This window comes from Photobacterium angustum (assembly GCF_002954615.1).
Classification (GTDB): Bacteria; Pseudomonadota; Gammaproteobacteria; order Enterobacterales; family Vibrionaceae; genus Photobacterium; species Photobacterium angustum_A.
Genome location: NZ_MSCJ01000001.1, coordinates 2,146,191 through 2,158,490 on the forward strand (window position 1 = coordinate 2,146,191; position 12,300 = coordinate 2,158,490).

General features: G+C 40.8%; 10 protein-coding genes. 3 read left to right on the forward strand and 7 right to left on the reverse strand.

Annotated features, from left to right (window positions below):
- Positions 1–6 precede the first annotated feature (6 nt).
- The gene (locus BTO08_RS09385) at positions 7–897 is read right to left on the reverse strand and encodes a LysR substrate-binding domain-containing protein (RefSeq protein ID WP_005370060.1); all 891 of its coding nucleotides are present in this window, start codon (positions 895–897) and stop codon (positions 7–9) included.
- A gap of 198 nt (positions 898–1,095) precedes the next feature.
- On the opposite strand from BTO08_RS09385, the gene BTO08_RS09390 reads away from it, so the two are divergent.
- Positions 1,096–2,226 carry an S-(hydroxymethyl)glutathione dehydrogenase/class III alcohol dehydrogenase gene (locus tag BTO08_RS09390; RefSeq protein WP_005370059.1) on the forward strand — a complete coding sequence of 377 codons (1,131 nt, stop codon included), beginning with the start codon at positions 1,096–1,098 and terminating at the stop codon, positions 2,224–2,226.
- Between the two features lie 83 nt (positions 2,227–2,309).
- Positions 2,310–3,158: an S-formylglutathione hydrolase gene (gene fghA / locus BTO08_RS09395; RefSeq protein ID WP_005370057.1), complete on the forward strand. Its 849-nt coding sequence runs from the start codon at positions 2,310–2,312 to the stop codon at positions 3,156–3,158.
- 124 nt (positions 3,159–3,282) lie between these two features.
- Here the strand turns inward: fghA and BTO08_RS09400 are convergent, their stop codons facing one another.
- From BTO08_RS09400 to guaB, 3 genes are all read right to left on the reverse strand, one after another.
- A complete protein-coding gene (locus BTO08_RS09400; RefSeq protein WP_045131024.1) occupies positions 3,283–4,839 on the reverse strand; it encodes an AbgT family transporter in 1,557 nt (518 codons plus the stop codon).
- A gap of 437 nt (positions 4,840–5,276) precedes the next feature.
- Positions 5,277–6,854 (reverse strand): glutamine-hydrolyzing GMP synthase, encoded by a 1,578-nt coding sequence (gene guaA, locus BTO08_RS09405; RefSeq protein ID WP_005370052.1) that lies wholly within the window; start codon positions 6,852–6,854, stop codon positions 5,277–5,279.
- 111 nt (positions 6,855–6,965) lie between these two features.
- Positions 6,966–8,429 (reverse strand): IMP dehydrogenase, encoded by a 1,464-nt coding sequence (guaB, locus tag BTO08_RS09410; protein ID WP_005370051.1) that lies wholly within the window; start codon positions 8,427–8,429, stop codon positions 6,966–6,968.
- Positions 8,430–8,702: 273 nt separating this feature from the next.
- Between guaB and xseA the strand changes: the two genes are divergently transcribed.
- Complete coding sequence (gene xseA, locus BTO08_RS09415; RefSeq protein WP_105060789.1) at positions 8,703–10,052, forward strand: exodeoxyribonuclease VII large subunit; 1,350 nt, start codon at positions 8,703–8,705, stop codon at positions 10,050–10,052.
- Positions 10,053–10,109: 57 nt separating this feature from the next.
- On the opposite strand, the gene BTO08_RS09420 is transcribed toward xseA, so the two are convergent.
- From BTO08_RS09420 to BTO08_RS09430, 3 genes are all read right to left on the reverse strand, one after another.
- The gene (locus BTO08_RS09420) at positions 10,110–10,355 is read right to left on the reverse strand and encodes a zinc ribbon domain-containing protein (RefSeq protein ID WP_045150963.1); all 246 of its coding nucleotides are present in this window, start codon (positions 10,353–10,355) and stop codon (positions 10,110–10,112) included.
- 409 nt (positions 10,356–10,764) lie between these two features.
- A complete protein-coding gene (locus BTO08_RS09425) occupies positions 10,765–11,640 on the reverse strand; it encodes a metal-dependent hydrolase (protein ID WP_105060790.1) in 876 nt (291 codons plus the stop codon).
- 78 nt (positions 11,641–11,718) lie between these two features.
- Positions 11,719–12,126 carry an META domain-containing protein gene (locus BTO08_RS09430; protein ID WP_105060791.1) on the reverse strand — a complete coding sequence of 136 codons (408 nt, stop codon included), beginning with the start codon at positions 12,124–12,126 and terminating at the stop codon, positions 11,719–11,721.
- Positions 12,127–12,300 lie beyond the last annotated feature (174 nt).

The window sequence follows — 12,300 nt, forward strand, 5'->3', positions numbered from 1 at the left end:
TTTAGCTTATACGTCGTAATGGCTAATTAGTGGTAACTTCTCGGCTAAAAAATCCACCAGCATTCTTATTTTAGGTGATAGGTGACGGTTATGTGGATACAGCGCCCAAATCCCCTCATCCGGCTCTTGGTAGTTAGTTAAGATAGGAACAATGGCACCCGAATCTAAATCTTTATCAATATAGTAATCAGGTAGCTGCGCTATACCAATCCCTTTTAATACCGCATCACGTAAACCGTAACCACTGTTACAGTTTAAATTTCCAGAGACCCTAACACTTTTCTCTTTTCCTGATTCTTGAAAGCGCCAATGATCATAGTTTCCGATCAAGCAGTTATGGTGACGTAACTCAGACAGTGAATGTGGTACACCAAATTTTGCAAGATAATCAGGAGACGCACAAACATACATGGTACGTGAGGTTAAACGTTTTGCCATCATTGAAGAGCTCGTCAATCGACCAAGACGGATTGCTAAGTCAAAGCTACCTTCAACTAAATCAACCTGTCTATTGGTCATATCAATAACCACTTCAAGTTCTGGGTATTGCAGCATGAAGTCATTCACTAACGGCATGATATATTTCTCACCATAGGTGACAGGAGCCGTTAATTTAATTAAGCCTTGCGGTGTACCACGTAAATTACTTAATGCGCGTTCTGCTTCTTCCAAACCGTCCATCACTTGACGACAGTGCTGGTAATACACATTACCTTCTTCGGTCAATGACACCTTACGCGTAGTACGATAAAATAATTTAGTATTGAGTCGATTCTCTAAAGCACTGACTTGTCGACTCACTTGCGCTGTTGAAATACCTAATCGTTTAGATGCCGCTGTAAAGCTTTCAGTTTCAGCTACAGCAACAAATTCTGTTACGCCTTCCCATAGGAACATCTTACTTACCTATATATTGATACCAACAATAATCATTATTACCGTTAGGTAAAAGTTATTTGCACTTTAACCTAATTATCATTTATTCAGAAATAAATACAATAGTCTTCATCGAATCGAGACAGAGAAATTTCGATTTAACTTAATTACTCTCTACGAATATCAATAACAACGTAGAACAAATAGAAGAGAATTATAATGACTGATAAATTTATCAAATCAAAAGCTGCGATTGCATGGGGTCCAAACCAACCACTTTCTGTTGAAGAAGTTGATGTAATGCTTCCTCGTGCAGGTGAAGTTCTAGTTCGCATCGTTGCAACTGGCGTATGTCACACTGACGCATTCACACTATCAGGTGATGATCCAGAAGGTATCTTCCCTGCAATTCTTGGTCACGAAGGTGGCGGTATCGTTGAAATGATTGGTGAAGGCGTTACCGATCTTCAAGTAGGCGACCACGTTATTCCACTTTACACAGCAGAATGTGGTAAGTGTAAATATTGTCTATCTGGCAAAACAAACCTTTGTCAGGCAGTACGTGAAACTCAAGGTAAAGGCTTAATGCCAGACGGTACAACTCGTTTCTACAAAGATGGTCAACCTATCTTCCATTACATGGGTTGTTCCACATTCTCTGAGTACACTGTTCTTCCTGAGATTTCACTAGCGAAAATCAATAAAGAAGCACCACTAGAAGAAGTTTGTCTACTAGGCTGTGGTGTAACAACAGGTATGGGTGCAGTACTTAATACGGCTAAAGTTGAAGAAGGTAGCACTGTTGCTGTATTCGGTCTTGGTGGTATCGGTCTAGCGGCTATTATTGGTGCAACTATGGCAAAAGCAAGCCGCATCATCGCTGTTGATATCAACGAAGAAAAATTCGAATTAGCACGTAAGTTAGGTGCAACTGACTGCATCAACCCAATGAAATTCGACAAGCCAATTCAAGAAGTGATTGTTGAAATGACTGACGGCGGTGTTGATTACTCTTTCGAGTGTATTGGTAACGTAAACGTAATGCGTTCTGCACTTGAGTGTTGTCACAAAGGTTGGGGCGAATCAGTAATTATCGGTGTGGCTGGTGCTGGTCAAGAGATCTCTACTCGTCCATTCCAACTAGTAACAGGTCGTGTATGGCGTGGTTCTGCATTCGGTGGTGTTAAAGGCCGTTCAGAGCTTCCAGGTATCGTTGATCGTTACATGGCAGGTGAATTCCAACTTGATGACTTTATCTCATTCAATATGGGCTTAGACAAAATCAACGAAGCATTCGACCTACTACACGAAGGTAAAAGTATCCGTACTATTATCCACTTCGATAAATAAGAATATAATTACATAATAATTAATGCGCAGAGATCATCATCTGTACCCTATCTCTGCGCCTAATCTGACTGAGAGAGCATCCCATGCCTTTAGAAAACATTAGCTGTAATAAAACTGCTGGCGGTTGGCATAAACAATATACACACCGCTCAGAAGTACTTAATTGCGATATGCGTTTTGCTATTTTCCTACCACCACAAACGGCTGCAGGACAAAAAGTACCAGTACTTTACTGGTTATCAGGCTTAACGTGTACTGATGAAAACTTCATGCAAAAAGCGGGCGCTCAACGTATCGCAGCAGAATTAGGTGTTGCCATTGTTGCACCCGATACTAGCCCACGCGGTGAAGGTGTAGAAGATGATCCTGCAGGTAGCTACGATTTTGGTTTAGGTGCTGGGTTCTACGTGAACGCAACAGAAGCGCCTTGGAATCGTCATTACAACATGTACGATTACATTGTTAATGAGCTACCAGCATTAGTTGAAGCGCACTTCCCTGTATCAGATCAGCGTGCAATCAGTGGTCACTCAATGGGTGGACATGGCGCATTGATGATTGCGATGCGCAATCCTGAGCGTTTTTCTTCAGTATCTGCATTTAGCCCAATTGCAAATCCAATGAACTGCCCTTGGGGTCAAAAAGCCTTCACTGGTTACTTAGGTAGCAACACTGAAACGTGGAAGCAATACGATTCAAGCGAGTTAATTCGTAAAGCAGAGAAAAAACTGCCAATGCTGGTTGATCAAGGTACTCATGACAACTTCTACATTGAAGGTCAACTTCGTACCGAAACTCTTGCTGCCGCTGCAAAAGCAAATAACTACCCTGTAGAAATTCGCATGCAAGATGGTTACGACCATAGCTACTACTTTATGGCCACATTTATTGAAGATCACTTACGTTTCCACGTAGAGCACTTCAACAAGTAATAAGTATGCATGTCATACTGAAGTATTCACGTAATATCTTCAGATGCTGAATAGAAAAAAGCCTCACTATTCTTAGCGAGGCTTTTCTTTTATCCGCTCAAATTTAAATGTTCAGTCACTTAAATTATAAGCTGTATGTATATGGCGCTTGTACACCTAGAGGAATGCCTAACGCCCAGTAAACGAGTAAGAAAATTGTCCAGCCTACTAACATCGCAATTGAGTATGGCATCATCATTGACGCTAATGTACCGATACCTGAGCTCTTCACGTAGCGTTGCATGTAAACAACAACCAGTGGGAAGAACACCATCATTGGTGAAATGATATTAGATACAGAATCACCAACACGGTATGCAGCTTGCGTTAATTCTGGAGAAATTCCTACAGCCATTAGCATTGGAACCATGATTGGACCAATCAGTGCCCATTTTGCCGATGCAGAACCAACTAACAAGTTAACACTCGCCGTTAATAGAATCATACCTACAATTGTTACCTGACCTGGCAAATTCATTTCTTGCAGTAACTGTGCGCCAGATAGTGCCAATAGCGTTCCCAAGTTAGATTGGGTAAAGGCTACTAGGAACTGAGCGATGAAAAATACCATGACCATAAAGCCTGCCATGCCAGCCATTGTGGTAGACATCGCTTTAATGACATCGCTACTTTGCTTAAAGGTACCAGCAACTCGACCGTAAATGATCCCTGGGATCACGAACAGGATAAAGATTAACGGTACGATTGATTGCATTACCGGTGCGTTGAACGCCGCGATTTCACCCGTTGGAGAACGCAGTGGTGATGATTCCGGCCATACCGCTGCAACCAATAGTGCGATACCAGCAACCATTGCCCAACCAGCGTAAGAAAACGCTTTGCTTTCAAGCTCAGTGAAAGAGCCCATATCAGGTGCTTCTTCTGCGTCAGCATCAATCGCTGTCTTACTTAAACGTGGTTCAATGATCTTATCTGTTACATACCAACCAATAGCAACGATAATAATCGAAGATAGCCCAGTAAACATTAAGTTCGCTAGTGGGTTCACAATGTAGCTAGGATCCATAATACGTGCAGCTTCTTGTGTAAAGCCTGCAAGTAATGGGTCAATACCAGACGGAATAAAGTTTGCTGAGAAACCACCTGATACGCCAGCAAATGCTGCCGCAATACCCGCTAATGGGTGACGACCTGCTGCATGGAAAATAATACCACCTAGTGGAATAACCAGAACATAACCCGCATCAGCTGCAGTATGTGAAACAATCGCAACTAAAATTAACATTGGCGTTAATAGTTTTGCAGGGGTCACATTCAGCATCTTCTTTAGGCCGGTATTGATAAAGCCAGAAGCTTCAGCAACACCAACACCTAACATTGCCACCAATACAATACCCAATGGGGCAAAGCCAGTGAAATTCTTCACCATATTGGCAAGGAAACTCGCTAACGCATCACCTGTTAAAAGATTATTTACTTGTACAACTTGTTGTGTAACAGGGTGAACTAAACCAAAGTCAAACTGAGACATAATCGCAGAAAGTACCCAAACGGCGATTAATCCCCAAAAGAATAACAAAGCAGGATCCGGGATTTTATTACCTGCTCGCTCAATACCATTTAAAAACTTATCCATAGCGCTTGATGGCTTCGGCGCTTGATTTAATGTTTTCTCGTTCATGGCAACTCCGTGCCCCCATATTGGTTACGTCTGCAAAGTGGACTTATTTTAGTAAGTCTCATTGTTTTGCCTTTCAGCTACTACGGCTGAATTTAGGTCGGGTGATTGTAGCTAAATGCAATAGAAAAAAAGCCAGATCACCTAACGAATAACGAAACCTCATTATGGAAGATTGTAACCAAGCATTAACCATAAACAACAAAGCAACAACTCAATAAACAATTCAAAACACAAACACCAACAAAAACAAAACAATTAAAAACCGCTTGGTTATACCTCTAGAAAATCACCTCCAACAAGTCACCTTACGAAAAGTATGTTTTCGCTACTTTTCATCCTCAGTTGAATGAATTTCTATAAAATACGAGCAATAAAAAACCCTAGTAAGTCACCTTACTAGGGTTTGATATTTGCTAACTATTTTTCAGTAAGAAATATTATTCCCACTCAATCGTTGCTGGCGGTTTACCTGAAATATCGTAAACCACACGAGAAATACCGTCGACTTCGTTAATAATACGGTTAGACACTTTACCTAAGAAATCATAAGGTAAATGTGCCCAATGCGCTGTCATAAAGTCGATTGTTTCTACTGCACGTAATGATACAACCCAATCATATTTACGCCCATCACCCATCACGCCCACAGAGCGAACAGGTAGGAATACGGTGAATGCTTGTGATACTTTATTATAAAGATCGGCTTTATGAAGCTCTTCAATAAAGATAGCGTCTGCACGACGAAGCAAATCACAGTACTCTTTCTTCACTTCACCTAAAACGCGTACACCTAGACCAGGCCCTGGGAATGGGTGGCGGTAAAGCATGTTGTAAGGTAGGCCTAACTCAAGACCGATCTTACGCACTTCATCTTTAAATAACTCTTTTAATGGCTCAACTAGACCCATTTCCATATCGTCAGGTAAACCACCTACGTTATGGTGAGATTTAATCACGTGTGCTTTACCTGTTTTCGATGCTGCAGATTCAATCACATCAGGGTAAATAGTCCCCTGTGCTAACCACTTCGCATTTTTCAGTTTCTTTGATTCTTCATCAAATACGTCAACGAATACGTGACCAATTTTCTTACGCTTCGCTTCTGGCTCATCAATACCTGCAAGTGCTGATAAGAAACGATCCTCAGCTTGTACATGAACAATGTTTAGACCGAACTTGTCGCCAAACATATCCATCACTTGTTGACCTTCGTTTAAACGAAGCAGGCCATTATCAACAAATACACACGTTAGCTTGTCGCCAATCGCACGGTGAATAAGCATAGCAACCACAGATGAATCCACACCACCTGAAAGACCAAGGATAACTTCATCGTCACCCACTTGCTCTTTAATACGTGCAACAGCATCTTCGATGATATTTGCTGATGTCCATAGTTTTTCACAGCCACAGATATTCATTACGAAGTTCTCAATTAACTTCATACCTTGACGTGTGTGCGTTACTTCTGGGTGGAACTGAACACCGTAGAAACGCTTCTCTTCATTTGCCATTGCAGCAAATGGACAGGTTTCAGTTTCTGCAACTTTGATAAAATCTGACGGGATTTCTACCACTTTATCGCCATGGCTCATCCACACATCCATTAATGGTGTGCCGTCTTCGGCTGTTGCGTCTTGAATACCTTCAAGGAAATGTGTTGGTTCAACAATTTTAACTTGTGCGTAACCAAACTCACGCTCATTAGAGCCAGCAACTTTACCACCCAGTTGCTCTGCCATGGTCTGCATGCCGTAACATACGCCAAATACAGGAACACCCGCCTCAAAAACATATTGTGGCGCACGAGGAGAACCGGCTTCCGTTACACTTTCAGGACCACCAGAAAGAATAATACCGTTAGGTGCGAATTCACGGATATCGGCTTCATCAACATCCCAACTCCATAGTTCACAGTACACACCAATTTCGCGAATACGACGGGCGATTAGCTGTGTATATTGAGAGCCAAAGTCCAAAATAAGGATACGTTGTTCATGAATATTTGTGGTCATGGTCATTAGTGAATGTTCTCGAATAATTTTATATATAGGGAGCAAAGACTCTGCTCCCGATGTTATTTCTTACTGACGTAATCGTTAAACCCTAAGATGAGTGGGTAACGATTAACCCATACGGTAATTAGGTGCTTCTTTAGTAATAGTCACATCATGAACGTGTGACTCTTTCATGCCAGCCCCTGAAATACGTACAAATTCAGCTTTAGTACGAAGATCTTCAATCGTTGCTGAGCCCGTTAGGCCCATGCTTGAGCGTAAGCCACCCATTTGTTGGTGAACGATTTCTTTTAGGTAACCTTTATAAGCAACACGGCCTTCAATACCTTCTGGTACCAATTTGTCAGCAGCATTATCAGTTTGGAAATAACGGTCAGAAGAACCTTTTGACATTGCGCCTAGTGAACCCATGCCACGGTATGATTTGTATGAACGACCTTGGTACAGTTCAACTTCACCCGGCGCTTCTTCAGTACCAGCAAACATAGAACCTACCATCACACATGATGCACCAGCAGCAATCGCTTTACACATATCACCAGAGTAACGAATACCGCCATCAGCAATAACAGGAATACCGTACTGATCAGCAACAGATGCCGCTTCTGAAATTGCGGTAATTTGTGGAACACCAACACCTGTAACAATACGTGTCGTACAGATTGAACCTGGGCCGATACCCACTTTTACAGCACTAACACCTGCTTCAATTAGAGCACGTGCACCTTCAGCTGTAGCGACATTACCACCAACAATAGGAAGATTTGGGAATGCAGCACGCGTTTCACGAATACGTTGAAGTACACCTTCAGAGTGACCGTGTGAAGAATCGATAAGTAATACGTCTACACCAGCTTCAACCAAAGCAGCTACACGCTCTTCATTACCAGCACCTGCACCAACTGCAGCACCTACACGTAAGCGGCCGCGCTCGTCTTTACAAGCATTAGGTTTACGTTCTGCTTTTTGGAAGTCTTTTGCGGTGATCATACCTTTAAGGCGGAATTCATCATCAACAAGTAACACCTTTTCAACACGGTGCTGTTGCATGATAGCTTCAACTTCTTCACGAGATGCACCTTCTTTAGCCGATGCTAAATCCGTTTTAGATGTCATTACTTCTTCAACAGTCTTTGAAAGATCAGTAACAAATCGAACATCACGACCTGTAATAATACCAACCAACTCATTGTTGTCAGTTACTACAGGATAACCAGCAAAGCCGTTTTGCTCTGTTAAACGCTTAACATCAGCAATCGTTGCGGTAGGTTTAACCGTCACAGGTTCAGAAACAACACCTGCTTCGAACTGCTTCACCATGCGAACTTGGTTTGCTTGCTGTTCGATAGACATATTTTTGTGAATGAAACCGATACCACCTTCTTGAGCAAGACCGATAGCTAAGCGACCTTCAGTCACTGTATCCATTGACGCTGACACCATTGGGATATTAAGAGAAATATCTTTTGTCAGTTGAGTGCGCAGATCGGCAGTGTTAGGTAGAACGGTTGAATGGGCAGGAACCAGCAAAACATCGTCGAAGGTTAAAGCTTCTTGTTTAATTCGTAACATTGCAATATCTCACACCGAATAGGGGTTTAAAGAAGGATAAAATATTGCGGTCGAATTATACGTATGAAGCAAACGTTTGGCTAGATTTTTTTTTATTTTTTTTCTTGACACTTTTTAATTGATAAGTAATATATTTCGGTTAACTATCCGGTGATGCGGTCAAGGAAATACGGCCAAGATCTGTCCATTGATCTGCCTGTATACTTTATGTCTTATTCGGTTTTATTTTGACCGCCTGCCTACTACTTCATTCGATAGCAGGTACCATTCCTAGTGACCACTTTTTCCCCTCAAAGCCAAACAAATAGTCGTATTTACACGGTTTCTAGCTTAAATGCACAAGTACGTCTCGTACTTGAAAATGAAATGGGTGTAGTGTGGCTTATTGGCGAGTTATCTAATTTCTCGATGCCCGTTTCTGGTCATTGGTATTTCACACTGAAAGATTCACGTGCCCAAGTCAAATGCGCCATGTTTAAAGGCAGTAATCGACATGTGACGTTTAAACCAGCCAATGGGAATCAAGTATTAGTTAAGGCGCGCTTGTCATTATATGAACCACGTGGTGATTATCAGCTGATCATTGAAAGTATGCAGCCAGAAGGTGATGGTCGCTTACAACAGCAATTTGAACAGCTAAAAATGTCACTTGCTGCTGAAGGTTTATTTGCTCAATCACTCAAACAAACGCTGCCAGAGCAACCTAAACGAGTTGGTATTATTACCTCAAAAACAGGCGCAGCTCTACACGATATTTTACAAGTATTGCAACGTCGCGATCCGAGTTTACCCATTGTAATTTATCCAACCATGGTACAAGGCGAAGGCTCTGCAATTTCTATTGCACAAGCGATTGGTCGAGCCAATGCTAGGCAGGAATGTGATGTGTTAATTGTCGGTCGAGGTGGCGGTTCACTGGAAGATCTTTGGGCATTTAATGAAGAAATTGTCGCACGAACCATTGCTGCTAGCCAGATCCCCATTGTCAGTGCGGTTGGTCATGAGGTAGATGTCACTATCGCTGATTTTGTTGCCGATGTCCGTGCACCAACACCTTCTGCTGCCGCTGAGTTGATCAGTCGAGATATGACTCACCAAACGCAATTGCTCGATCGTAAAAAACAACAATTACGCCATGCAATCAGGTCATATTTATCACAATCTTTGCGCCAAGCAACCCAACTACAACACCGCTTAGAACGTCAGCATCCACAACTTCGTTTAAATCAACAGCAGCAACATCTTGATGAAATTAGCCAACGCTTAATTCAAGCGATGCAGAAAAAAATACAAAAGCATCAACAGCATATCGATAGTAATAACTATAAAATATCACTTTACTCCCCCGCTACGTTAGTAAGCAATGCACAACGAAATTTAGAGCGAAGTGAACGAAGACTCTATGATGCTTTAGACCGTAAGCTGCTAAATGCGAAGCATAAATTAGCGGTGGCAGCAGAAAAACTAGAAACAGTAAGCCCTCTCGCAACACTTGCTCGAGGCTACTCAATTACTCGAAATGAGCAAGGTGATGTAATCAGAAACACATCACAAGTTAAGCATGGTGATAAACTTATCACCACAGTAACAGATGGTGATATACATTCCTGTATTATCAAATAACCATAGAATCTGTTAACAAAAATGGCGCTATTAAGCGCCATTTTTTATTCATTCCATTTAGCGTGTTTCAGCACGCATTTCAAATTGTACCTTAACCCGAGATTTAGACTTTAACTCATTGCAATGATTACAAAAATAACTTGCAGAACCACAAGCTTGTAATCTTTCTAACTGCTCATTGCAATCAGGACAAAATACATGCTTCTCAACTTGTTGTTGGCAAAAATCGCAAAAATAGCCGTGATCTTTCCAACTTAACAAGCTGCTACATTGCGGACAAATATTTTCAACGTTATCAGCCATGCTCTTCGACCTCTGTACAAAATTTACATCTTCGAGTGATTATTAAGCGCGGTAATCAGAAATACAATTATCTTGCGTATAGAACTTCACCTTCCTCACAAAGAATTATCATAAATAAGTTTTTTTCTATTATTCAACAATCATAAATAATCAATTTAGATCAACACGATGATCAACATGCTTAGTGGTGATCTTCTTTTAAAACAAACCTGATCAGCTAACAGGTACCAAAAGAACATTTATCAATACACTTCCCGAAAGCATAAGTTACATGTGCTGTATTTGAATTTAAAACAGAATATAAAACTAAATTTTAATATTAAAACACAACGATCATACACAATATAAATTAGGATCTTTATCTTTATAAGCATAAATCAAAGACTAAAACCTAAATAAACGTTTAATATTACGCTTTCACACTCTTGGTATACATCACAATCTCTTGCTCTGAATTCACCTTAAAACTAACGGTAACTGATTGATATTCAGATAAAGATAAAATATGAGTTCCACCGCAAGGGATCTCAATAACGCCCTCAGAGCCTAAATTACACTGCCAATAACGTGAATCTGTCAGATGATCGCCTTCTCGCCTCATTAGTACAGCAGTTTTTAATGCTACCCAATCACTAAGTTGCAGATTAATACGCTCAGCTACAACATTAAGTTCTGCTAGTAGATCTGCGCTGTTTAGCCCACGCTTACGTAATGTTTTACCTAAACGATACGTGTCAGTACTGAGATCGGGCGTCACTTCACTTTTTTCTTGGGCATAGCTATGAAAATCATAGTAACCAAGTTCATCTCTACGAGTCGGCTCTTTTCGCCAGAAGTCATTATGAAGGACTTTATTTAACGCTAAAGAAGATAAATGCCCCGCACTATGTCCACGACTCAAACTTTGTTGATATTCCCTATCAACAGACAATGTCACTGTATTACCAATATCAAAGTCTATTGTTCCTGTAATAATATGAACAACCACAAACACCCATCCATCAGTATCCCGTTTAACAGGAATGTCTTGGGCAATAAAAAGACTGCTTGTTGCTAGGTCAATGGCACCAACGACACAATTATTAACCTGATACTGTTTACCTGCATGAATAACCATCCCTTGATCAGCCGGATGATCAGGCCAAATATGGCTAACAGGATGAAAAGGTGTCGATTGGGTAACAACATAATTTTCGTCACCTGAATGACTTATCATTAGTACAGTACTATCAAGCAACCATTGTTGTTGAGTAAATACGACTTGCGTTGGCGCGATAACTGACATCTTCTATCCTTAGTTCTACTTATAAAAAAGCCCAGCACAATGGCCGGGCTCTACATAAAATTAAATCACATAAGGTAATTAACTTGCATTAGTTTTTTCAAATACCAAAAACTTATCGCCAGCATCAACAATGAGGCTATTGTTAATAACTTCAATACTTGTCGCACTACGTAACACGTTTAGCATATTATTTTCTTGTTTGACTAACTCAGGCAAACACATTTTGCGCGTGACGAATGGAAGCGAAAAATCACCAACTGGCTCAACCTTACCTTTAAAAAGATTACAACCGGTAAAACCTGTTACTTTCATGTTTGATTCAATATTTAATGATGGTCGATGCTTTGTAATACCAGGGATCTCAACTCCCCCCTTCAGCTTCCAATCACCAACCATCTGTGCTGATTTTTCTAATTGCTGGTTGGAAAAGCAACCAGTTAATGAAATTGTAATTAATGCTAATAAACATAGCGTTGTTTTTTTCATTATTAGTCCTTACAAAATACCTTAATTCATTCTAATTAAATCGCTTACGTTTGACGTACACCGTCCTCCGCATTGAGCGCGACGAATCAAAAGTGATTTAATGAGAATGTGATTAAAAAAATAATGCCGGTGAAAATATCACCGGCATTGATTTATCTTAGTAATAAACTACTA

What these genes read in the sequence shown, in the direction of transcription:
- guaA (WP_005370052.1), bottom strand. Translation starts at nt 6,854, where the DNA reads ATGACCACAAATATTCATGAACAACGTATCCTTATTTTGGACTTTGGC.
- BTO08_RS09400 (WP_045131024.1), bottom strand. Translation starts at nt 4,839, where the DNA reads ATGAACGAGAAAACATTAAATCAAGCGCCGAAGCCATCAAGCGCTATG.
- BTO08_RS09420 (WP_045150963.1), bottom strand. Translation starts at nt 10,355, where the DNA reads ATGGCTGATAACGTTGAAAATATTTGTCCGCAATGTAGCAGCTTGTTA.
- BTO08_RS09425 (WP_105060790.1), bottom strand. Translation starts at nt 11,640, where the DNA reads ATGTCAGTTATCGCGCCAACGCAAGTCGTATTTACTCAACAACAATGG.
- BTO08_RS09390 (WP_005370059.1), top strand. Translation starts at nt 1,096, where the DNA reads ATGACTGATAAATTTATCAAATCAAAAGCTGCGATTGCATGGGGTCCA.
- fghA (WP_005370057.1), top strand. Translation starts at nt 2,310, where the DNA reads ATGCCTTTAGAAAACATTAGCTGTAATAAAACTGCTGGCGGTTGGCAT.
- BTO08_RS09430 (WP_105060791.1), bottom strand. Translation starts at nt 12,126, where the DNA reads ATGAAAAAAACAACGCTATGTTTATTAGCATTAATTACAATTTCATTA.
- guaB (WP_005370051.1), bottom strand. Translation starts at nt 8,429, where the DNA reads ATGTTACGAATTAAACAAGAAGCTTTAACCTTCGACGATGTTTTGCTG.
- BTO08_RS09385 (WP_005370060.1), bottom strand. Translation starts at nt 897, where the DNA reads ATGTTCCTATGGGAAGGCGTAACAGAATTTGTTGCTGTAGCTGAAACT.